Origin of the sequence: Paenibacillus vini, assembly GCF_018403325.1 — a bacterium.
Classification (GTDB): Bacteria; Bacillota; Bacilli; order Paenibacillales; family Paenibacillaceae; genus Fontibacillus; species Fontibacillus vini.
Map to the genome: position 1 here is coordinate 143113 of NZ_BOSL01000006.1, position 23247 is coordinate 166359.

The window sequence follows — 23247 nt, forward strand, 5'->3', positions numbered from 1 at the left end:
TTAAGGAAGAGGCTTATGCTTCAGATGTCATGACATAGGGCTGCTTGTCCATCCATTGTAGCCAAGCAGGGCTGAAAAGGATGCTGCAATCTGTCGCGTGCACAAGCCTTCGTCAACTTCTATTTTTGAACTTTTTTAGCGAGAACGGTCAATGTCTGTACCCAGCGGCGAACGCAGGTGAAAGATGCCGCTGCCAAGGGCGGATACGACAATTCTCGGCTCGTATTGCCAGCGTATTTCTCCCCGCCTGGATTCGTACTGTTCCATGACGGCCTGTTTGCGTTCTTCATCGGGATCTTGAAGAAGATCCTTATAATATGCATCGATCAAGGCCAGCTCTTCGTTTAAGCGCTCTCGTGCTTCATCGGCCCAAGTGGTATCGCAAGCTTGCACTTTCTCGTTAATGGTTTGCTCCACCAACTGCCGTCCCTGATCCAGTGACAGGCGGGTCGGTGAAATGTGCATATTCTCCGGCATCCGGGGAACCAGGATTTTACCGTCTACTCTGGTATGAAACTCTGTGTCTATTTGCCCGGTACGCAAGGATACTCCGATAAAGTGCAGCTCCTCTCGCTTCATATCGCAGCTGAACTCAACCTTGAGGCGCACGCCGAGCCACGGCTCGTACGCCGCCGGGAGCAAGGTCGACCGCTGCCTGGGCCCGGGATCTTCAAACAGGTAGACGCTGCGTCCTCCTTGCCTCGCTGCGGCAAAGATCTGTTTGAGCCGTGGGCTGCCGAAATGCATCTCCTCCCGCTGAATCCGGCCCGGCCCGAGAATAGGGAGCGGCCGCACCGCGCCGAAATGACGGCCGAGGATCGTATCCTCTTGCGGCGACGGCTCTCGCTGCGATGATGCCTTTTGATCTTCAAGCTGTTTATGCCGCTCGGCGTCAAAAATGAAGGAGAAGGTCATCGTCTCCGGCTCGACGCCCGTTCGTTCAATAAATCCCCAATAATAAGGACGGTTCGTCAGATCCTTGTCGGCGCGGGGAGAGAGCTTCACCGTGACATGGTACGGCGACTTTTCGAGAAACTGGCACTCCGTCGTCTCCAAATACGTCAGTACATACTGGCGAATTTGATCCTGCGTCATCGTCATGCTTCATCCACCTCCAGAAGCTGCTGCAACCGGGAATTTTGTGCCGAATTCTCGCCGCTCTCATCCAGTTCGGTACGGATCGAGTGCAGCGATTGGCCCAAAGAATCGACCCGGCTGGCGATTTCGTCGTTACTGCCGGATTCCAGCAATATTTTGTAGAGGCTTTTTTCCAGGGAGTCGCTCTTCTCAAACCGCTCCAGAATGACATCGAGCTGGCCGATGACCATTTCGAACATATTGATTTTTTCATGCAAAAGATTCAGGATATGCTCTTCGATCGTTCCTTTGGTTGAAAGGTTGTAAATCTGAACGTCATTCTGCTGGCCCAGCCGGTGCACACGGCCGATCCGCTGCTCAACCCTCATCGGGTTCCACGGCAAATCAAAATTGATCATCTGATGGCAAAATTGCAGGTTGATTCCTTCCCCGCCGGCTTCGGTTGCAATCATAACCTGGGCGCGGCCGCGGAACAGATCCATCATCCAGTCTTTTTTGCCCCGGTTCATCCCTCCGCGGTAAGGCACTGCGGTCATATTCCGGTCCCGAAAATAATTCAGTAAGTATTCCTGGGTGGCGCGGTATTCGGTGAATACGATTACCTTGTCATCCATGCCGCGGATGAGCTCCATCGCTTTCTCGGCTTTGCTGTTGGCCTTAATCGTCTTGATGATGCCGACGAGGTCCCATATTTTATCGCGCAGCGGCGAATCCGGCGCCAGTTTCTTCGATAAATTGACGAGGGTCACGAACACCGCGTCCCGGCTGCTGCATACTTCCCGCTGCAAAGTAACGAGCGAGAGCATGCTGTTCAAGTCGCCGCCGGCTGCATGATATTGGTCTTTGACAAAGGAAGTGACGCCGTCGTATAATTTCATTTCTTCGGGTGAAAGCTCGACATGAATATTTTTGACGATGCGTTTGGTGAACTCCAGTTCACCGTCGCCGCGCCGGTTGCGGATCATAATTTTAGCTAGCTCGCCTTTGAGCTGGCTTTCGTTTTTTGGAATTCGTTTATCGAATACAAAGTTGGATGCAAAATCGTTTTGCCCGCCCAATTGTCCCGGTTTGAGCAGGGTAATCAGGTTAAACAGCTCGCTCAGGTCGTTCTGGACCGGGGTGGCGGTGAGAAGCAGGCAATATTTTTTTCGCAGCTTCAACATGAATTGGTAATTGGTCGTCTTCTTGTTCTTTAGCTTGTGCGCTTCGTCCACGATGACCATATCGTATTCGTTGCCGAGCAGTATCTCCTTATGCGGATCGCGCTTGGCGGTATCCATCGATGCTACGACGACGTCATTTTGCCAGGAGTATTCTTTTTTTTGGGCTACTGCCGGGATGGCGAATTTCTGATTCAGCTCCCGAACCCATTGCAGTACCAGGGATGCGGGAACAAGGATAAGAACTTTGCGGACAAGGCCGCGCACGATGTACTCTTTCAGGATCAGTCCGGCTTCAATGGTCTTGCCCAGTCCGACTTCATCGGCAAGGATGGCGCGCCCGCGCATTTCGAACAGCACCTTTCGGGCCGTCTCGGTTTGGTGCGGCAGCGGGGTGACTTGCTCTTCGGGCAGGTGCTTCAGGCACAGCATGTCTTCGAAGCTCGTAACGAGCGAAGCCGCTTCGGCCTGCCCGGCGAGGTTGAACAGCTTCCAATCGTCCCACGGGCCGCCCTTGTTCAGTTTGGCTTCCAGGTCATCGTACCAGCTGCGGTCGAATTGGACCGGAACGGCGGGGAGCTTGGCGGAATTACCGGCGGAGCCTGGGGGATGCGGATTCAAGATGTAAAACCTCCCTTGTGCGTGACGGCCTGGCGGCCATCAGCCTTTTCTTGGTGCAATATTAAGTCTCTTGCAGAGATAGGTGTAGTATGGACGAAAAAGAGTAACTTCATAACCTGTACGGAATGCAGAAGTAGGGACGTTTATACAGAGCAGAGATAGGGATGTTAGTCATAATCGGGGCGTTTAGGTCACGGAATCCCAAGGGAGCGCTTGGGGCGCGGAGTTGGAAATTTTTTCAGCGGGTTTCATAGAAGGAAGTCGAAAAAAAGAGCAATTCGGAGCAAAATGATGATCGATTGGGCTTGACCCATTTTTATGGCTAAAATTTCATCCTTCGTTGCTGTGACAACGAGATATTGTATAGTATAATGGTATTCGCACACAATATGTTGTGATTTTTACATATTATATACCGTTTCTAATGTGTGCGTTCCGGTTATAGGTTGGTAGGGAAAAGCCCAGAAATCGCGTTATTATGGCCGATTTGAGGGAGGGCCCGTCAACCGGTGACCGATATTTTTTTGTGATTTGGCTGGAAATGGCGAACACTAGGTGAAGCCGATACATTTATAGCGTGTGTTTCCGAAGCGGGTTTGATTCGAAGACTGTTTCTGAAGCCTGCGCTCAAGAAAACTTAGGCGTATGCTTCCGAAGCAAGTTTTGTTTCGAAGCTTGTTCCGAAAGCATATGCTCAACAAAACTTAAGCGTATGCTTCCGAAGCAAGTTTTGTTTTCGAAGCTTGTTCCGAAAGCATATGCTCAACAAAACTTTTAGGAGGGTGTTTTCTTTGAAAACCGAGCAAAAACAGCGCCTGGAAGGGCTAAGCGAGAAAATCTTTTTGGACCGTTATGCATGGAAAGATGCTGATCCAAGTCATGCCAAGGTCGGCGACGTGGTTCTGGTCCTGACGAAAGATGATCCGAAATTCCCGACCAAGGAAGTCGGCGAAATCGTTGCCCGCGAAGGCCGTACCGTTACGGTTAAGACACGCAAGGGCGAGTTGGTCCAGTCCGATGTAGAGAAGCTGACGCTGAATATTGAGAAAACCCCTGAAGAAATGTGGGACCGGCTCGCCGGCGCAATGGCTTCGGTAGAAGCAACACCGGAGCTGCAAGCGGAGTGGGCCGAGAAGTTCCGTTATATATTGGATGACTGGAAGCTGGTACCGGGCGGACGGATTGCAGCCGGGGCCGGGGCAAGCGATGAGCTGACCCTGTTCAACTGCTATGTCATCCCGTCGCCAAAAGACAGCCGCGGCGGCATTATGGAAACTCTGTCCGAGATGACGGAAATTATGGCTCGCGGCGGCGGTGTAGGTATTAACCTGAGCTCGCTGCGTCCGCGCCGTGCCGTGGTTAAAGGCGTAAACGGCTCGTCCAGCGGTGCCGTAAGCTGGGGCGGTCTGTTCAGCTACACGACCGGTTTGATCGAACAAGGCGGAAGCCGCCGCGGCGCGCTGATGCTGATGATCAACGATTGGCATCCGGACCTGCTTGATTTTATCACCGTCAAACAAACGATGGGCCAAGTCACCAACGCCAACCTGTCGGTTTGCGTCAGCAACGACTTCATGAAGGCCGTTAAGGAAGACCTGGATTGGGATTTGGTATTCCCGGACACGACGGAAGAGAATTACAACGAAATTTGGGACGGGGATCTCGATAAATGGAAAGCCGCAGGTCGCAGAGTGGTCCATTTTAAGACCGTCAAGGCCCGCGATGTTTGGCACACGATCATGGAATCGGCATGGAAATCGGCCGAGCCGGGCGTTGTATTCATGGAGTACTACAACCAAATGTCCAACAGCTGGTATTTTAACCCGATCATTTGTACGAATCCGTGCGGTGAGCAAGGACTGCCGGCTTGGGGCGTCTGCAATCTGTCTGCGATGAACTTGTCCAAGTTCTATGATGAAGAAAACCATGATGTGGCATGGGACGAATTGGCTACTACGACCCGTTATTCGGTCCGGTTCCTGGACAACGTCATTAACAAAACGCCATATCATTTCGAAGAAAACGAGAAAAACCAGAAGAACGAGCGCCGCGTAGGTCTCGGTACGATGGGCTTGGCCGAATTGATGATCAAACTGAACATACGTTACGGCAGTCCGGAATCGCTGGTCTTCCTTGATAAATTGTATGGATTCATCGCGAAGGAAGCTTACCTGGCTTCAGCGGATATCGCGGAAGAAAAGGGTTCGTTCCCGGCATTTGAAGCGGATAAATATTTGCAAAGCGGATTTATGAAGGTTATGACGGAAGTGTATCCTGAAGTAGGCGAAGCCGTCCGTGAAAAAGGGGTCCGCAACGTTACGATCATCACCCAGGCGCCAACCGGCAGCACTGGGACGATGGTAGGAACCTCGACAGGCATCGAGCCGTACTTTGCATTCAAATATTACCGTCAGAGCCGTCTCGGCTTCGACGAGCAATTCGTTCCGATCGCTCAAGAGTGGATCGATGCGCATCCTGGCGAATCGCTGCCTGACTATTTTATTACAGCGATGGATTTGTCGGCGGAGGATCATATCCGCGTTCAGGCTGCGATCCAGCGTTGGGTCGACAGCTCGATCTCCAAAACGGCGAACTGTCCTTCGGACTTCACGATCGAAGAGACGAAACGTCTGTACGAGCTGGCGTTCGATCTCGGCTGCAAAGGCGTAACGATCTACCGCGACGGCAGCCGCGACGTGCAAGTGCTTCAAACGGAGAAGAAGGAAGACAAAGCCGAGGCAAAAGAGACGGTATCGGCTGATAACGAAGCGGCATCGGCGGCGGAAAAGCAATCGCTTGACGGCTTGAATCAAACGCTTGCGGTCACTCCGGAAGCTGAGAAAACGCCGGTCGTCGACAAGCAGTACAAAAAACGTCCACAAGTGCTTCACGGCGCAACGTACAAAATCAATACGCCATTCGGCATGGCTTATATTACGATTAACGATCTGAACGGCATTCCGAGCGAGATCTTCCTGAATGTAGGTAAAGCCGGATCCGACGTGTTCGCCATGGCGGAAGCCTTGGGCCGCGTCTGCTCCTTGTTCCTCCGTTACGGAGATCATGGACAGAAGGTAGAGCTGCTCATCAAGCACTTGAAAGGCATCGGAGGCTCCGGCGCGATCGGCTTCGGTCCGAACCGTGTGGAATCCATTGCCGACGCGGTAGCGAAAGCACTGGAAACCCATGTGCAAAACGGTCCTTATGATGACCACGATCCGGCTCCAGTAGCTGCAACCGTAGCACATCATGATGAGCATGCAGAAGCCAGCAGTTCGGCGGGCGGCCACGACCACAACCATGGGGCTGTTGCCACTTCCCGTGACCTGTGCCCATCCTGCGGATCCGCTTCGCTGATCAACATCGAGGGCTGCAAAACCTGCAGCAACTGTGGATACAGCAAGTGCTCGTAAGCTGCGGCTTATAATGAAGAAACAGAAAAATTAAATAAACAGAGATAGATAAAACAGATAGAGAAACAAAAGTTGAGATAACGAAAAAGGTTAGAAATATGATACCGGGTTATAAAGAGAATAAGTTACTTCCAAAAGAATTGGAGACTACTGCTTTGGCAGTGGTCTCCTTTTTTGTTTTACGAAACGAAGGTGTGAGAAGGTGGAAGACAAAGGGGATCCGTGAAGCGGGTTTTGTTGAAGTAGAAAGTGAGGGGGATGCGTGGCTCAGAGTTAGAGTGCCCTATATTTCGGAATGGATTGTTCAAATTCGCAAAGTACCTGGACGGAAATGGGATGGTTCGAAAAAATGCTGGATGATCTCTGCGGATGAAAAGATTGTGATCATACTATGTTCTGTTTAAAAAGAGATTCCGGTGAAAATCAGTGATTCCAAGTTGTATAAGGAATTTCCGTTATTCAGTACTTTATGTGGACCGGAGGATTACCATGCCAAACAATTGCTGAATCAGTTATTGCTAAGAAAAGGCTACAGCATGAAGACGCGTAAAGCTTATCGTGGTCATGCAGAACGATTTTTGCGACAATCTATAGTTTCCGTTAATGAAGTGAGTCGTGAGCATTTGAATAAGTACCTATTGGAATTGATTGAGACAGGACACTCAAATTCGTATATTAATCAAGCAATAAGCGCATTGCGTTTTTTGTTTAAGAACACGCTGAAACGTTACGATCTTCCAAAACATTGGATTCGCCCAAAAGGTAACAAAACACTTCCTTCCGTGTTATCTGAACAAGAAGTATTATCCTTGCTTGATTCGCTCGCCAATCCTAAACACCGACTATTGCTCACCCTCGCCTACTCCTCCGGTCTTCGCGTAAGCGAAGTGGTCCGATTACGAAGGGAAGACCTCGATTTTTCACGTAACTTGATTCATATTCGGCAAGCCAAAGGAGGCAAAGACCGTTACACTTTGCTCTCCAATACAGTGATCGATTTATTGCAGACTTACATGATGACCCATGCGGTGATCGACTACCTTTTTCCTGGCGTACAGTCTGGTTCCCACTTGTCCGAACGGGCAGCACAAGCTGTCTTCGATCGAGCTAAACATAAGGCAGGAATTCTGAAAAAGGCATCCATCCACACTTTACGGCATTCTTTTGCAACTCATTTATTAGAAGGCGGTACGGATCTTAGGCATATCCAGGAACTCCTAGGCCATGCTGACGTAAAAACGACCCAGATCTACACCCACGTAAGCAAAAAGGACCTAGCTCATATTCGCAGTCCTCTCGATCCCATTATGGAAAACCCACCCGAACGGAAGAAGGAGTAGCGGAGTTATGCGTCTAATATACTTATCAAGGATATAAAGTGAAATCGTGGATATAGCCGAATTAGGCAGATGGGTGAATTCGGGGAAAGGGAGTTATAAGAAATCCGGGGGAAGGACATTTGTTATTGCTTAGGATATTTCAAAGAAGTAGATTTGAAGTGACATGTTACTAGGTTTTATCGAGGATGCAAATTTGAAATGACATGGTATTGAAGCGTTTCGAAGAAGTAGATTTGAAGTGACGTTTTACTTAGGCATCTCGAAGAAGTAGATTTGAAGTGACGTTTTATTGAGGTATTTCGAAGAGGTAGTTTTGAAGTGACGTTTTACTGAGGCATTTCGAAGAGGTAGATTTGAAGTGACGTTTTATTGAGGTATTTCGAAGAGGTAGATTTGAAGTGACGTTTTACTGAGGCATTTCGAGGAAGTAAATTTGAAGTGATATTTTTGCTTGGGTTTATCGGTGAAGTGAATTAAAGAATTAGTGAGAATATTCAGTGAAGCCCCGGACATCTCATAACACCACATTCCTACTGCGGGCATTCGCCCTTGATCGCCAAGGGGGATTTCAGAGAAGTCAATTCAGGCGATACATTCAACCAGCTAAGTCTGACGACCCGTTCCCTATGGTCACTTTAGCTGCTTGAACGTCAGGAATGCCAAACGTTATCGGAAAGATATGCAAATGATATTAGAAAGTATGGTGATTCAATGAAGCAGATTAAAGGAATTGTAGATAGCACTGCGATTGCTTATTTTTTGTCATACAAATGTTTAATAGATAAGCACATTGAGGTATGCGATTTTTATAGTGACTTTTATTCAGCATATTTTGTACCAGCAATTACTACAGCAGCTTTTTCGTGTGAATTAGCATTGAAAAACATCATAGAGAAAGAAATAGGTAAATCTAAATCAGGTCATGATTTAAATAAGCTATTCTCACAATTAAAACAAGATACACAAAGAATAATTATAGATCGCACTGTTAGTGCATATAACTTGAAATCAAAAATACTGAAAGTTACTAGTGTAATTTCAGAATCGGATTTTATTAATTTGCTATTGAATCATAAAGACACATTTGCTATTTGGAGATATTTCTACGAGAAAGATAAGTTATCCAGCTTAGATCTAGACTTTTTAGAAGCGTTTTTGTTCTCAGTTAACGGTGTACAAGAGGATTATAAAGATTATGTTATTCATCAATTAAATTTACGGAATCTCAAATCATAGTAAAAGATATATTGTAGTAGATTCAAAGAGGGCATATCCATCCGATAACAACATATCTATGCTGCGGGACTTTCGTCCCTTGGTCTGCCAGAGGTTTTTCGAAGAAGAGGAATCAGGCAGACAACCCTGCGAGGCTAAGTGGCTACGCCACCCGGCAGCAAGCTGCCTTAAGCCTCTCGGGTTCGTAGATACACAAACGTTATAAGAAATTGGCGCGAGATTATTTAAAACATATTTTGGAGGTTAATTCATGGAAGCTATTATTGATTTACTTAACCCATCAACTACCACAGGATCTCTGCTAATTGGTATTATTTCAGGCTTGATTTCTGGATTAATTCTGGGATTTTTTACAGGAAAGAAGTATGAATCTAATAAATTCACTACGAAAGGAAATCAAAGTCCAATAATTCATAGTTCAGATATAAAGGTGAACACACATGACAAATAAATACAGCACTTCAGGTGATCGAAGCCCAATTATGGAGAATTGTAATATTACTGTTTACAATCAGTTAAAATTTGAAACTGTTATTGCAAGAAAAAATGAGTTGTATATTCCTTTAATTGAAGAAAGTTTTAAGTTGATTGACAAATGTAAGAGTGGGGACTTATTTTCCAGATTAGAGATTTCATTTATGAAAGAAATATTGCAGAAGCAGTACAAATATAGAGTAGACGATATACTATTATCTAAATTGAATGATATAGATAGTCTAGTAAATTCGTTTAATAAAATCGATGTAATTAATATTTGTGGCAATATCGTTGTAGATTTATTTACTAAGGGTTTTATTCAACTATACGGTGACATTATAGATGGTGAAGCTCCGATTTATTACGATGGAGAAATTGTTCATTATGAAACTGTATTTCCAGAAGAATATGAGAACATCAGGATGATAGCATACGATAAAAGATTAGTTATGGGTGTAGTGCAGCAATCAGATGACTATGTCATATACGAGGATGAATTTTATAACAGGTCGTTGGTGACAATGTTAGAATTTGCTTTGGCTGATAGAAATAAGAGATATAGTTCTAGTAGAACTCCAATAATTGATTGGGCGGGAGCACCCGAATATTACATAGCGTCATTATGTAACTTTGATGAAGAATATTCAAAAAACAAAGAAATAATCAAAAAAAGAGATATTCTTAAGGATATTTCTGTTTTATGTAAAGACATATCATCCTTAATTGATCAAAAACTTAAAGACATATTTGAAAGATATGAGAAGGAATAAGGGATTTGGTTGTATTTCATAGAAGGCGCCAACATCTTATAACACTGTATTCACGCGGCGGGCCTACCGGCCCTAGGTCCGCAGTGGCATTTCGGGGAAGTGAAAGCAGCGGACAACCCTGCACTGGCAAAGTTCGTCGGACCCGGGGCTCTGCCCCTTAAGCCAGTGAGGGTTCGTGAATACAAGAACGTTAACTGAAATCATTGCGGACAAAGACAGAAGAAGAAAAACAAGAAAGAGAAAACGATGGAGTGATCATTATGGCCTTCGATGCTTTTACTAAGAAAAGACTTAAAAAAATATTAAATAACTACATAGAACAGAAGATCCCCGAACATCTGAAAACAGAATATAAGATATTGTATAAGTTTCGAGGTGAAACAATTACTCTTTCACAAGATAGACCTTCATATAGACCTGGGCATCGAGTCGAATTGTCGGTTGCTCAATTCAGATATGTATATAGCAAATGGGAAGTATATTGGAAAGACAGTAGGGATAAGTGGCATTTCGTAGAAGACATTAAACCGATAGATGACTTTGCAAAACAGTTGAATACTATTGATAGAAATGAATATGGATATCTGTGGATGTAGCTCGAAGAGGGCAATGACATCAGTTAACACAGTATTCACGCGGCGGGGCTATCGCCCCTTGGTCCGCTCGAGGATTTTCGAGGGAGTGGGATCAGGCGGACAACCCTGCACTGGCTAAGTCTTCGACACGGCGGACCGATCGCTGCGCTTAATCGGTCGGCAGCTTAAGTCAGTGAGGGTTCCTGAATACGACAACGTTATCTGAAACTTCCGCTTGGGATGAGAGAGGGTAAATCAATGAAGATCACATATAGTGAATGCAAAGAGATTTCTAGAGAACAGCTACAAAACTTGTTTAAATCTCTCGATTGGAAATCAGGCGACTTTCCAGATGAATTACAAGAAGTAATGAAGAATTCACACTCTGTGGTAACGGCTTGGTACCAAGGTGAATTAATTGGATTGGTGAACGCATTATCTGACGGCGTGATGACAGTTTATTTTCATTACATGCTTGTACATCCAAATTATCAGAATAAGGGCATAGGTAAGAACATATTAGAAATGATTTTAAGTAGATATGAAGGCTACAAGAATAAATTGCTAATTTCTTACGAGAATGCTGAATCATTTTATAGGAAAGCTGGATTTAAACCTGAAGAAGGAACGATTGCAATGTTTATAACTGACATGGTCTAATTCAAAAGCGGTGTGTGAGTAATTCGAGGATGGCGGAAGCATCCGATAACAATATGTTCACGCATCGGGGCATACGCCCCTCGGTCCCAGAAGATAAGTCGAAGAAGTGATTGCTTGGCCACATCCGCACCGACTAACTGCGCAAGCGCAGCCGCCCTACGGGCTTAAGTCGGTGGGACGTCGTGAACACGGAAACGTTAGGCGAAATACTTGAGGATACGAATTAAAAGCAAATACACAGGAGTTGAATAAATGATCGAAACCGAGAGGCTTGTTTTTCGAAAGTATACTACTAATGATTTGGCTTTGCTTTTTGGTATGACTAACGATCCGGATGTTATGAGATATATAAGACATGGTAGGCCTTGGACTAAGGAGGAGACAATTGAAAGTTTGAATCGTTTTATAGGTTGGAATGAAGACGGAATTGGCTTGCAGCTCGCATTCAGCAAGGAAGATGGAAAATTAATTGGACATTCTGGACTTATCCCCCAAACCGTAGAAGGAAACCAGGAAATTGAAGTTGGTTACTGGGTGATTAAGGAAGCATGGGGTAAGGGATATGGATTTGAACAAGCAAAAGCTTGGAAAGAATATGGATTAAGCCAATTGGGACTATCTAGATTAGTGTCCCTCATACATCATGGGAATATCAGATCGATGAAAGTTGCGGAGAAGAACGGGATGAAACACGAGAAGGATATTGATTTTAATAATAAGAATATAGCCTTATTTTCAATAGATATTTTATAAGTGAGTTTATTCGAAGAGGTCAGGTACATCGCCTAACAATATGTTCTCGCATCGGGGGACAAGCCCCCTCGGTCCCGGAAGGAAAGTCGAAGAAGCGATTGCCGGGACACATCCGCACCACCTAACCGCATCGCAGCCGGTCCTACGGACCTTAGGTTGGTGGGACGTCGTGAACACGGAAACGTTAGGCGAAATCGTCAAAAATCTCATTACTAACACTAGAAAGTTGGTTTCGAAGATGAGCATACAGATTAAATGCGTTGCAGGAGTAATTATGCTAGACGGAATGAATAAAGTGTTACTACAAAGAAGAGGGGATGATTACAACTGGTGTATACCTGGTGGTGGAATGGATCTAGGAGAGACAGTTGAAGAGACTGCAAAACGAGAGGTTTACGAAGAGACAGGACTCGTTATTGATGAGATGAAGCTATTTAATGTGTATTCTGGTGAAAGTCAGCATCATATATATCCTGATGGAAATGAATTTTATTTTGTGAATGTCGTTTATGTAAGCAGAGCATATAAGGGAGAGGTATTAATAGATGGGGAGGAAACAAAGGAGTTAAAATATTTTGATATATACGAACTTCCTCAAACTCTTTCAAAGACGAATGTACCTGTTTTTGAAGATTTAAGAAGAAGATTAAGTGAAATTAAGTAATACATATTACATACATGATTATTCAATGAAGTTGACGACATCGCCTAACACCACATTCCTACTGCGGGCATTCGCCCTTGATCGCCAAGAGGGATAACAGAGAAGTTAGTTCAGGCGATACATTCAACCAGCTAAGTCTGACGACCCGTTCCCTGCGGTCACTTAAGCTGCTTGAACGTCAGGAATGCCAAACGTTATACGAAATACTCGAAGAGCGATACTAAAGGAAGTGAAAAATGAAAAGTAGAGTTCTTTTTTTATTAATAGTAATGTTTCTCTTAGCAGGATGCTCACAAGACAAAGCGATAACCTTGAAGGGTAATTGGATAGCCGAATATGCCGATCAAAAAGTTCAAACAAATGAAGAACTAAGTCAATTCAACTATTTGGAAGTGAACTCCAACAGTATTAATATGAAGAACTTTATATATCAGATTCATGATAACAATTCTACAAGAGTATTTAATGATATTGATAAGGAAGTGAAGTATGAACTGAAAGAAGCTAACCAAATTGAAATAGGAAATAAGCAATATGAAATTGTAATTAAGAAAAATACTATGATAATTAAAAACGAAAATATTGAAGTTCATTATATAAAAGAAGAATAAAAGAATGTAGTTGAAGTTATTTCAGGGAGTCGAGTACATCGCATAACACCGTATTCACGCTGCGGGACTTCCGTCCCTTGGTTGTCAGATGTATAATCATGGTAGATACAGCAGACAACAAACGACCCAGCCTAAGATAAGAGCTATCTAAGGCTGGGTCGTTTCGTGAATACAAGAACGTTATCCGAAATACTCGAAAATTCTAAGTAAAATAAATAATCTAAGGAGAATATTATGAAAGAAGTAATTGTAGGGCATGGCGGAGACTATTTGTCATTTAAAGAAATTGATTTTTCAATTATTGCTAATGATTTCAGATTCCTTCCATTTTACAGAGATGATTTATTTCTTGGAATGCAAGCAATGAATATTGGTATTATTGATCCCAACATTACTCAATATGAATATATTTTATTGGAAACGTATATTGAGAAAGAGAAAACTCCATCATTCGAAGCCATGACTGTAGGGGCATTCTCCCAGATGTGGATATTCGCATTGTATGAAATTCTACGCTTATGGCGAGATAGAAGGTATGAATTTAGTAAGCTCTTTAAAAACGGTGGTATAGAGTTAAAGTTAAAGAAATTAAGTACCGATGATGAAATGAACATAACTTTACTTGATAGAAGGAAACAATTAGAGAAATATGGAGAGGATCAGTCATTCAGGAATGAGATTGAATATTGTTGGGAGCAGTTAGAACCCGTATACCGAATGGTTGAGTTATTTAGAATGAATATGGCCAAACATGCAGCACCTGGAAAGAGTAATGCTATTCCAATGGCGCCAGGATATGGGCGGATTAACATGCTGTGTGGTGCATTGGATTATGAATTAATTATAGATAGAAATAGTTATGAATTGTTAAATCGAAGAGATGTTGCAGATAATTTAAGAAATGTACTACTAAATATTAGAGCAAACAAAAAAACTCCTTAGTCTATTCGAGATGTCGAGTGCTTCGGATAACAACGTATTCACGCTGCGGAACTGACGTTCCTTGGTCTGCAGAGGCAATGGCATAGAAGTAAATTCAGCAGACAACCCTGCACTGGCTAAGTCCATCGGACCCGGGGCTACGCCCCTTAAGCCAGTTAGGGTTCGTGAATACAAAACGTTATATGAAAGATAGGCAAATACAATAATGAAGGAGTTAATAATGGAACCCCAATTAAAAGAAATTGCTGAAAAAACATTAAAATTTCTTTGTGTTGGATCTCAAGTAGAAGGAATCAAATTCTACGGAACGCAATTATTGTTTTCGGAAACAGATTCCAATAAAGATAGGATAGATGGGCAAATATATTTAAATATAGAGAGTCGCTTCGTGCTAAGCAAGTCAGAAAAATTTGAGTTTCCAATAAGAGAAGAAGAAGTACCTGATTTAGATTGGATTGAGGGGTATAAATTATTGTGTGAGTTAAGATTGAAGAAAGTATCTAATGTAACTTTAGGTGAAGATATACCTCATTTATTTATAAGTTTCGAATCAGGTGAAATACTTTCTGTGTATGGTCATCATGACAAATATGAGCCTTGGCAACTGGGGGTTTGGGGTAATTCAAATATAGATGAACACTGGGAAGTGATAGTTGTACCTGGTGATGAGATCGCAATATTTGCACCAAATATATGAGAGTAACTCAAGAAGGCCTATCCTTCATATAACACAGTATTCACGCAGCGGGGCTATCACCCCTTGGTTGTCAGATGTATAATCATGGGAGTAGCTCAGACAACAAATGACCCAGCCTAAGATAAGAGCTATCTAAGGCTGGGTCGTTTCGTGAATACAAGAACGTTATATGAAATAATACGAAAAGAGGATAACAATGAAAGAAGAGAAATATTTTTCAGAACTTGATAGGAAAATTAAGAATTTGCCGAAGCCAAAAATAGTGCCAGCAATCTGTTGTTGGTCCGATTTATTGGGTTTTGGAGGAAAATTCACAGAAAACAATTGGATTCTTGGTGAGAGACAATGGAGTGAGGTTATAAATCGTTTAGTGAATGTTCAAACAATATTAGCAAGGTTTTTACAGCCTGGCTACGAGTATTCATTGGTTCTTAATGATGGAATTGTAAGAAGTTATTTAATGGATAATGGTATAGATCATATACAAATGTTGAGTTTATGGCTTCGAAGTTGTGTTTTTTTCCACAATGAAGTATTGGAAAGTGAAAGAAAAAATAAATTACCTGGACTTAGAACAATAATTGCTGCCGGGGATAGGGCCATACATAACTGGGATGATATCAAATTTAGTGATTATGTGTATAACTATTCAAAGGTGCACCCTAGTGGGTTAAGTTCTTTTGAAAGAAGCGGAAATAATCCAACAATTATGATTAATCCTAGTCCATTACAAATGAACACTGCCTTTTCTAAAGCATTTATACTAGATGAAGCGGGATCAAAAAGCGGCGTGGGTGGTGCAAGTTTTTACCTGGATGAATCTTTTTTAAAATTATTAATGTATTTATCGCAAGAAGTGGACCATTGCGAAGGATATATTTGGGATGAGTATAATGATAAAGTTGTGTTTGCTATTCCAATAAAAGGTTACGGGCATTTATATCACTTAGGTTTTGAATTGGAACTGCCCGAAATAAATATTGATTTAAATGCATTAAAAACAAAAGTATATAAAGTTGTCTCGTTTTTTCCACATGATGAAGATCCAAAGGAATTTAAAATTGAAATATTTTGATAGTTAGTGCCTAGATGTCATGTTACTTCATATAACAAAGCATCTTCGCTGCGGGGCATTAGCCCCTTGGTTGTCAGATGTTTAATCATGGAAGTAAATCAGACAACACACGACCCGGCCTAAGATAAGAGCTATCTATGGCCGGGTCGCGTCGCAGATGCGGAAACGTTAGGCGAAACTTCCTTAAGGAGCAATATAATGATTATTCGATGGAGTAGGATGAAAAAACAACTTGAATCACGACTTTGTGATTCATTAAAAGGGAGAGTCTCGTATAATAACACCCGCTATCGAGGGACACATGACCAGGAAGGAAGGGCCTGGGTAACTTTTGATAATGTGATAATACATGATTTCTGCACGATTAATAGGGAGTACAAATTTAATACGTTAGCTTATAATATTAGGTCCGAAAATGATTGTCTTGATTATCGTAAACCTGAACAAAAGGACGGATATTGGAAGGCATACAGAGAAGCAGATCAAGAAATGATAAATCAAGGCATCTATTCTCAGTACGAGTTTTATAATGCTGTTCAAGACTATTTAAACCTTTCAATTGAGGATGGGATCTCAAGTGAGGATCCTATCATAAGAGCTATTTCAATGTTTGATTATCGTTTTGGGAGGAGAAGACTTTTGGAGATAGAGGCCGACACGGATTTTGTCGTTAATAAATTCTTAAAAATAAGATTAGAGGCTGAGGGATTATTCAAAGATGAAGGAAGCTTCGCCTAACAATGTGTTCACGCTTCGGGGCATACGCCCCTCGGTCGCCAGAGGATTTTCGGAGAAGTTGATTCAGGCGACACATCCATTCACCCAACCGCATCGCGGCCGACCGAGATCGTGCTAGACGCACGACTCGTGCAGCTTAGGGTGAACGGACGTCGTGAACACGGAAACGTTATATGAAACTAGCGCAAAATTAAATATTCAACCAGTGAGGGAAATCAAAGATGAGAATTATAGTGACGGGCGGAGCTATCATAAGAGATCACCAAAATAGAATATTGTTACAGAGAAGATCCGATTATGGTGATTGGGGTCTTCCAGGTGGTGGGATGAACGCAGGTGAATCCGTTGAGGAAACAATGATTCGTGAAGTGTTTGAAGAAACAGGATTAGAAATAAAGGAATATGATTTATATACCGTTTATAGTGGCCCGCGCATGAAGTATAGGTATCCCGATGGTAATGAAGTTATTTTTGTAATGTTCATATTTAACGTTAAAGCAGATATTGAAGGGGGAATTCTTGAGGATAAAACACTTATTTATCATGATGAAAACCATGAATCTTTAAAGCTTGAATTTAAACCCCTTGAAGAAATAGATATTGAAGAAATAAGTATAGTACAAAGACCTATATTTGAAGATTTGAAAAACGATATAAAAACAATATTAAGAACGTAATGTTGGAATAAGCAAGGAAGGCACTAGCTTCATATAACACAGTATTCACGCTACGGGGCTATCGCCCCTTGGTTGTCAGATGTATAATCATGGAAGAAGCTCAGACAACAAACGCCTCAGACTAAGATAAGAGCTATCTAAGTCTGGGGCGTTTCGTGAATACAACAACGTTATCGGAAATCGTCTTAGAGAGTTTTATTTTAGGAGGTTCGAAGGTGATTGAAAAATTAAAGATCGTTGCCTTAAAGGAAATAGAAGAACAAACTTTTGAACTAACTAAATCCTATCTAACTGTAAATAAACTGGTATACAAGAATAATGAACCTCAAATTGACGACGTAATTGTTAATGAGGAAGAAGGTACAGCAGCTGTATATTTTCCTATTGAGAATGAAGAATATTACTTTGTTATTTATTTAGACATTTCGCCTCAAATCAGGGTGCGGTTTATGGGTATGAGTGCCGGAAGTCGAGTATATTTCTCTGTTTCGTCTGAAGATATTGAGTTAGAAAAACTGGTTGATGAGATCGACATAATGCCAATACGCACTTGGCAAAAGGGCACTAAAATTCCTAATCTAAAAATTGATAGATTCTATGAAGATAGTGGATTTATCTTGGAATATGATAGTAGGAGAACCGGAGAAGTAGAAGATAAATTGTTAAATATACTTGATAAGTTAGAATGCTTAAACCTTATTTCAATCGTTAAATCAGATAATATCAATCGAGTTCTTCAGGTTGTTTATTATGGATATAAAGATGAAATGTGGGGAATAAACCTTAATCCAATAATTATTAAGAAATTATCAATGCTTAATACATACTTAGATATAGATTTATATGCTAGTGGACCTAATTTGGAGTAATTCAATGAAGAAAGACGACATCCGATAACATCATATCCACGCATCGGAGCCTGACGGCTCCTCGGTCCGCCCGAAGGGGAGTAGGCAGGGAGATGGAATCAGGCGGACACATCCGCACCGACTAACCGCATTGCGGCCGGCTCCTGGCGGAGCCTTAAGTCGGTGGGACGTCGTGGATACAGGAACGTTAGGCGAAATCGTCAAAAATCTCATTACTAACACTAGAAAGTTGGTATCGAAGATGAGCATACAGATTAAATGCGTTGCAGGAGTAATTATGCTAGACGGAATGAATAAAGTGTTACTACAAAGAAGAGGGGATGATAACAACTGGTGTATACCTGGTGGTGGAATGGATCTAGGAGAGACAGTTGAAGAGACTGCAAAACGAGAGGTTTACGAAGAGACAGGACTCGTTATTGATGAGATGAAGCTATTTAATGTGTATTCTGGTGAAAGTCAGCATCATATATATCCTGATGGAAATGAATTTTATTTTGTGAATGTCGTTTATGTAAGCAGAGCATATAAGGGAGAGGTATTAATAGATGGGGAGGAAACAAAGGAGTTAAAATATTTTGATATATACGAACTTCCTCAAACCCTTTCAAAGACGAATGTACCTGTTTTTGAAGATTTAAGAAGAAGATTAAGTGAAATTAAGTAATACATATTACATACATGATTATTCAATGAAGTTGACGACATCGCCTAACACCACATTCCTACTGCGGGCATTCGCCCTTGATCGCCAAGAGGGATAACAGAGAAGTTAGTTCAGGCGATACATTCAACCAGCTAAGTCTGACGACCCGTTCCCTGCGGTCACTTAAGCTGCTTGAACGTCAGGAATGCCAAACGTTATGCGAAACCAACGAGATATTTAAACAATAATACTACTGGAGGGATCTCAATGAAAGATATCATGCTCAATAATTATTTCTGGCAAGATGGAGTAATTAGATTACGTGCAGTACAACTTGAGGACTGGGAAGAGCATTATTACAATCGTTTTGATACACCAGCACGAAGGCTAGTTGATTATCAAGTAGAATTACCTCCAACAAAGCTTGAAGCTAAAAATTTTGCAGAGGAATTCGTAGATTTTACAAATAAACATGTCAGGATCATGTTCACAATTGAAAATTTAAGTGGCGATAATTTAGGAGGAATCAACCTAAGTGGCATTGATGAAAGAAATGGTACCTTTGGTATTGGTATTCAGATTAATCAGGACCGCAGAGGTAATGGTTATGGAGCTAGGGCAATGAGAATTGTATTAAGATACGCATTTTTCGAACGAAGGCTTCATAAGTTTAATGTCTCTGTTCTTGAAGGCAACGATGCTTCTTCGAAGATGATGAGGAAATTAGGATGTAAACAAGAAGGTGTACGTCGACAAGTTGTCTATACTAGTGGCCGGTATCATAATGAAATTTTATATGGAATGACTAGAGAAGAATTTGAGGAAGCGGAAGGCAAAGATATACTTAGCTAATTCAGAGAAGTCGTTGGCATCGCATAACACCATATTAACGTTGCAGGGCTTTCACCCTTGTGTTGTCAGGATGTATAATCATGGAAGAAGCTCAGACAACAAACGTCCCAGCCTAAGATATAAGAGCTATCTAAGGCTGGGGCGTTTCGTGAATATAAGAACGTTAGGCGAAACCGCCAAGTAGATAAATATGAGAGGTGAATTAGTTTGAAAAACAAAAGAATTCTTTTGTGTTTTATACTTCTATTTATTATGATTTCAGGATGTAGATCTCAAGAAAGTCCAAGCTCTGAGGGGAGTTCAGCCGACTGGGCATATTACTTTGTTGTCTGGAACGGGGACATATATGAAGTGCTAAATGAAGAAGTAAATAATAGTGAAATTGAGGAAGCGATAGGGGAAGTTAAACAGTACTCTGATTATGAGGGCATTTACTCAGATGGATTTTCAAATAAATATCAGGTAGGAACAAAACTATATAAAATTAAGGGACTAGAAACATCAGAGAATATTGCAATTGAAACAAAAGAAGGACATTATATAAAAGCTAAAGGCAAAGGAAAATACAACAGTAAATAAGTAATGTGGGTATATTCAAGGCGGCATCGCCTAACACCGTATCTACGCTGTGGGCTACGCCCTTGGTTCGCAAGAAATGTAGGCATAGTAGTGGACTCTGCGAACAACCCTGCGAGGGTAAGTCCGTCGGACCCGGTCGCATATGCTCCCTTAAGCTTCTCGGGTTCATAGATACAAGAACGTTATACGCAATTACTCGAAAGACAAAAATAACCCATAATAGATCCAAGATCAAAGTAAGGGTTATTTGTACACATCGCCTCTTGGTCCTACCGTAACTACAAATACAACCAAGATATCGTCTTTAATTGTGTATAAGATTCGATAAGTTCCTACTCTTAAGCGGTAAAGGTTAGGTCTACCTTGCATCTTTTTTATATCAAGTTCAGGATGCCTGGGATTCTCTGTGAGTATTGTCAAGTGGTTCAGAATTCTAATTTTGGTTGGCTTGTCTAGTTTGCGAAGATACTTCTCTGAATCTGTACTTAACTCAATTTTGTAATTCATGCTTGATATCCTTTAGGCTGATGGTTCGTCCCGCCTTAAATTCTAACTCCGCCTTATCAATAGCCTTCAGGTCGTCTTCAGTAAGTTCCTCATCATCGTAAGGGATATGAGCATCAAGCGGGTTACTTAGGAGACGTTTTAAGAAATCAGTGACTAGCGGAATGTCTTTGTCAGATAATTGCTGTATTAAATTTGCAAGTTCTTTCTTAGAAACAGCCATGTAGACAGCTCCTTTCAATACGAATGTACCCAAAGAAAATCAGGGATATACATTTATAATAACATAATTAGGTGCGGGGGTTAATTCGAAGATGCGAGTAACTGCGTATAACACCATATTCACGCGTCGGGCATTCGCCCTCGGTTGCTGGGGTGGATTTCGGGGAAGCTGGATCAGGCGACTACCCTGCACTGGCTAAGTCCGTCGGACCCGGCGCATTCGCACCTTAAGCCAGTGAGGGTTCGTGTCAAATCAAGAATTTGTGATCCATCTTCGCCGGGACCCATTAATAAGAGTGAGACGTAGTAGTAATGAAAATTAACTATGATGGACAGTTAATTACGACGTCGCTTACCGTTACATTCAGAGGAAGAGTGTTTTAAGATAGATGATGTGATGATAGATACAGGGTCCTCACATACTATAATTAGTCCTGATATTTTGGAGGAAATAGGTGTGATCTACGAAACAGGGGATTTTATATATGAAGCATACGGGATTGGGGGAAGCGTTCCTTTCTATACAAAAATTATGGACAGGGTTGAGATAGGTAAAAGAAGCATTGAAAATATAGAAATAGATGTTGGTATACTGCCGAAGGACCATAAAGGGTTGCTCGGATTGGATATTCTTAAACAACACAGCTTTATTATTGACTTGAAAACATTAGAATTACGAACTTAACCAATAGAATGAATGACATTAATAAGAGGAATCGGAGAAGTCGCCGACATCATATAACAATACATCTACGCTGCGGGGCATTCGCCCCTTGGTTGTTAGGTGTGACAGCATAGAAGAATATTCAGACAACACACGACCCGACCTAAGATAAGAGTTATCTAAGGTCGGGTCGCGTCGTGGATACGGAATGTTATAAGAAATCAGCGTAAAAACTTGAAAGAACAAAAGACAAGCCCTTAAATAATTAAACTAGCGGGCGGGATAATAGTGATTAAACCCATGGTATGATGTGGTAAATGGGTCAAGGTCAGGTGAGTAGATTTTCTATTTTGCAAGGGAGTCGATAAAGGGATATGGGAAGTTCGAATCAATGGGATGCAGAATGGGAAGTATCAGAAGAATTGGCGAATAAATTAATAAGCAATCAATTCCCGCAGTTAGCTTCAAAAAGCGTACAAAAACTAGGTCATGGCTGGGATAATACGGTTTATCTTGTCGGGACCGAATATGTATTTAGATTTCCAAGAAGAAAAGTTGCAATTAATTCTTTAAGGATGGAAGGGAAGATACTGCCTAAGCTTAAAGACTATTGTTCGATTGCATATTCGATACCGTTATTTTTTGGTGTTGGGGATTATGGCTATCCAGCACCCTTCCTAGGCTACCCTTATTTATCCGGAGAGTTTCCAATCGGATTAACTGACAAGCAACGTGCGCTTTCAGCAAGAACGCTCGCGATATTTCTTAAAAGCTTACATGCATTCCCTGTGCAAATTGCTCAAAAAAATGGAGTTCAACATGATCATAGAAATCTGACTGATATTGCAATGCGTAAAGAAAAGATGCATAAATTCCTTTCCGACATTGCCCTTCATTTTAGTGAAGAGGAGTATCGTGCATTATCGAATTATTTGGAACAGCTTAGAACTGAAAAAGTGAAGCGAAAGTATACGTTCCTTCATGGAGACCTTCATTTTAAAAATATGCTGGTAGATGAGAAAGGAAAAGTTTCGGGGATTATCGACTGGGGGGATATCAACATAGGACATCCTGCTTGTGACTTGAATGTTGTATATAGCTTTTTACCCCCGGATGCGCGTACAAACTTTTTCAAAGTATATGGGGAAGTTGATGAAGAAACGAAGATTTTAGCTCGATTGATTGCCGTATATATCCCCATTTTAATCATGATGCAAGCAATTGATCATAATGATGAGAGGTTAATTGATGAAGCAAAGGCGAACATAAATCGTGCTCTCTCTGATTAAGATATTACGGGAGTTCGTGAATATACGAGGAACGTTATGTACAATTACTGCAAACCTAAAGAAAGAAATAAGTGAAATATATATTACAACAATGAAATGTAAAGCAAATTACTAA

Annotated in this window: 26 protein-coding genes; 22 read left to right on the forward strand and 4 right to left on the reverse strand. The window is 42.0% G+C overall.

What is annotated here, in order from left to right; all coding sequences use genetic code 11:
* Nucleotides 1–135 precede the first annotated feature (135 nt).
* Nucleotides 136–1101: a YqhG family protein gene (locus tag KJS57_RS11230; RefSeq protein WP_213654841.1), complete on the reverse strand. Its 966-nt coding sequence runs from the start codon at nucleotides 1099–1101 to the stop codon at nucleotides 136–138.
* On the reverse strand, nucleotides 1098–2879 hold the full coding sequence (locus KJS57_RS11235; protein ID WP_213654842.1) for a DEAD/DEAH box helicase: 1782 nt from the start codon (nucleotides 2877–2879) through the stop codon (nucleotides 1098–1100). Before KJS57_RS11235 ends, KJS57_RS11230 begins: the two co-directional genes overlap by 4 nt.
* Before the next feature lie 791 nt (nucleotides 2880–3670).
* Between KJS57_RS11235 and KJS57_RS11240 the strand changes: the two genes are divergently transcribed.
* From KJS57_RS11240 to KJS57_RS11335, 20 genes are all read left to right on the forward strand, one after another.
* A complete protein-coding gene (locus KJS57_RS11240; protein ID WP_213654843.1) occupies nucleotides 3671–6292 on the forward strand; it encodes an adenosylcobalamin-dependent ribonucleoside-diphosphate reductase in 2622 nt (873 codons plus the stop codon).
* Nucleotides 6293–6390: 98 nt separating this feature from the next.
* Nucleotides 6391–6696 carry a hypothetical protein gene (locus KJS57_RS11245; RefSeq protein ID WP_213654844.1) on the forward strand — a complete coding sequence of 102 codons (306 nt, stop codon included), beginning with the start codon at nucleotides 6391–6393 and terminating at the stop codon, nucleotides 6694–6696.
* A gap of 12 nt (nucleotides 6697–6708) precedes the next feature.
* Nucleotides 6709–7632, forward strand: a complete 924-nt coding sequence (locus KJS57_RS11250; RefSeq protein ID WP_213654845.1) for a tyrosine-type recombinase/integrase — start codon at nucleotides 6709–6711, stop codon at nucleotides 7630–7632.
* A gap of 711 nt (nucleotides 7633–8343) precedes the next feature.
* A complete protein-coding gene (locus KJS57_RS11255; RefSeq protein ID WP_213654846.1) occupies nucleotides 8344–8868 on the forward strand; it encodes a hypothetical protein in 525 nt (174 codons plus the stop codon).
* A 250-nt stretch (nucleotides 8869–9118) separates the two neighbouring features.
* A complete protein-coding gene (locus KJS57_RS11260; protein ID WP_213654847.1) occupies nucleotides 9119–9319 on the forward strand; it encodes a hypothetical protein in 201 nt (66 codons plus the stop codon).
* Nucleotides 9309–10115, forward strand: a complete 807-nt coding sequence (locus tag KJS57_RS11265; protein ID WP_213654848.1) for a hypothetical protein — start codon at nucleotides 9309–9311, stop codon at nucleotides 10113–10115. Before KJS57_RS11260 ends, KJS57_RS11265 begins: the two co-directional genes overlap by 11 nt.
* 260 nt (nucleotides 10116–10375) lie before the next feature.
* Nucleotides 10376–10711 carry a DUF3024 domain-containing protein gene (locus tag KJS57_RS11270; protein WP_213654849.1) on the forward strand — a complete coding sequence of 112 codons (336 nt, stop codon included), beginning with the start codon at nucleotides 10376–10378 and terminating at the stop codon, nucleotides 10709–10711.
* 237 nt (nucleotides 10712–10948) lie between these two features.
* Nucleotides 10949–11350: a GNAT family N-acetyltransferase gene (locus tag KJS57_RS11275; RefSeq protein WP_213654850.1), complete on the forward strand. Its 402-nt coding sequence runs from the start codon at nucleotides 10949–10951 to the stop codon at nucleotides 11348–11350.
* A 252-nt stretch (nucleotides 11351–11602) separates the two neighbouring features.
* Nucleotides 11603–12103 carry a GNAT family N-acetyltransferase gene (locus KJS57_RS11280; protein ID WP_213654851.1) on the forward strand — a complete coding sequence of 167 codons (501 nt, stop codon included), beginning with the start codon at nucleotides 11603–11605 and terminating at the stop codon, nucleotides 12101–12103.
* 169 nt (nucleotides 12104–12272) lie between these two features.
* Nucleotides 12273–12767 (forward strand): NUDIX hydrolase, encoded by a 495-nt coding sequence (locus KJS57_RS11285; protein ID WP_213654852.1) that lies wholly within the window; start codon nucleotides 12273–12275, stop codon nucleotides 12765–12767.
* A 236-nt stretch (nucleotides 12768–13003) separates the two neighbouring features.
* On the forward strand, nucleotides 13004–13378 hold the full coding sequence (locus KJS57_RS11290; RefSeq protein ID WP_213654853.1) for a hypothetical protein: 375 nt from the start codon (nucleotides 13004–13006) through the stop codon (nucleotides 13376–13378).
* Nucleotides 13379–13612: 234 nt separating this feature from the next.
* Nucleotides 13613–14320 (forward strand): hypothetical protein, encoded by a 708-nt coding sequence (locus tag KJS57_RS11295; RefSeq protein WP_213654854.1) that lies wholly within the window; start codon nucleotides 13613–13615, stop codon nucleotides 14318–14320.
* Between the two features lie 220 nt (nucleotides 14321–14540).
* On the forward strand, nucleotides 14541–15017 hold the full coding sequence (locus KJS57_RS11300) for a hypothetical protein (RefSeq protein WP_213654855.1): 477 nt from the start codon (nucleotides 14541–14543) through the stop codon (nucleotides 15015–15017).
* Between the two features lie 196 nt (nucleotides 15018–15213).
* Complete coding sequence (locus tag KJS57_RS11305; protein ID WP_213654856.1) at nucleotides 15214–16092, forward strand: hypothetical protein; 879 nt, start codon at nucleotides 15214–15216, stop codon at nucleotides 16090–16092.
* A 198-nt stretch (nucleotides 16093–16290) separates the two neighbouring features.
* On the forward strand, nucleotides 16291–16830 hold the full coding sequence (locus KJS57_RS11310; protein ID WP_213654857.1) for an SF0329 family protein: 540 nt from the start codon (nucleotides 16291–16293) through the stop codon (nucleotides 16828–16830).
* Nucleotides 16831–17051: 221 nt separating this feature from the next.
* Nucleotides 17052–17507: an NUDIX domain-containing protein gene (locus KJS57_RS11315; protein WP_213654858.1), complete on the forward strand. Its 456-nt coding sequence runs from the start codon at nucleotides 17052–17054 to the stop codon at nucleotides 17505–17507.
* A gap of 215 nt (nucleotides 17508–17722) precedes the next feature.
* Nucleotides 17723–18376 (forward strand): DUF4279 domain-containing protein, encoded by a 654-nt coding sequence (locus KJS57_RS11320; protein ID WP_213654859.1) that lies wholly within the window; start codon nucleotides 17723–17725, stop codon nucleotides 18374–18376.
* Nucleotides 18377–18548: 172 nt separating this feature from the next.
* Nucleotides 18549–19043 carry an NUDIX hydrolase gene (locus tag KJS57_RS11325; protein ID WP_213654860.1) on the forward strand — a complete coding sequence of 165 codons (495 nt, stop codon included), beginning with the start codon at nucleotides 18549–18551 and terminating at the stop codon, nucleotides 19041–19043.
* Nucleotides 19044–19289: 246 nt separating this feature from the next.
* Nucleotides 19290–19874 carry a GNAT family N-acetyltransferase gene (locus KJS57_RS11330; RefSeq protein ID WP_213654861.1) on the forward strand — a complete coding sequence of 195 codons (585 nt, stop codon included), beginning with the start codon at nucleotides 19290–19292 and terminating at the stop codon, nucleotides 19872–19874.
* Nucleotides 19875–20081: 207 nt separating this feature from the next.
* The gene (locus KJS57_RS11335) at nucleotides 20082–20453 is read left to right on the forward strand and encodes a hypothetical protein (RefSeq protein WP_244861492.1); all 372 of its coding nucleotides are present in this window, start codon (nucleotides 20082–20084) and stop codon (nucleotides 20451–20453) included.
* Nucleotides 20454–20696: 243 nt separating this feature from the next.
* On the opposite strand, the gene KJS57_RS26795 is transcribed toward KJS57_RS11335, so the two are convergent.
* Together KJS57_RS26795 and KJS57_RS11345 are read right to left on the reverse strand one after the other, a co-directional pair.
* On the reverse strand, nucleotides 20697–20960 hold the full coding sequence (locus KJS57_RS26795; protein ID WP_213654862.1) for a type II toxin-antitoxin system RelE family toxin: 264 nt from the start codon (nucleotides 20958–20960) through the stop codon (nucleotides 20697–20699).
* The gene (locus KJS57_RS11345; RefSeq protein ID WP_213654863.1) at nucleotides 20944–21180 is read right to left on the reverse strand and encodes a hypothetical protein; all 237 of its coding nucleotides are present in this window, start codon (nucleotides 21178–21180) and stop codon (nucleotides 20944–20946) included. Before KJS57_RS11345 ends, KJS57_RS26795 begins: the two co-directional genes overlap by 17 nt.
* Before the next feature lie 396 nt (nucleotides 21181–21576).
* Between KJS57_RS11345 and KJS57_RS11350 the strand changes: the two genes are divergently transcribed.
* Together KJS57_RS11350 and KJS57_RS11355 are read left to right on the forward strand one after the other, a co-directional pair.
* On the forward strand, nucleotides 21577–21864 hold the full coding sequence (locus tag KJS57_RS11350; RefSeq protein ID WP_244861504.1) for a retropepsin-like aspartic protease family protein: 288 nt from the start codon (nucleotides 21577–21579) through the stop codon (nucleotides 21862–21864).
* Between the two features lie 353 nt (nucleotides 21865–22217).
* Nucleotides 22218–23132 (forward strand): phosphotransferase, encoded by a 915-nt coding sequence (locus KJS57_RS11355; protein ID WP_213654864.1) that lies wholly within the window; start codon nucleotides 22218–22220, stop codon nucleotides 23130–23132.
* Nucleotides 23133–23247: the final 115 nt, after the last annotated feature.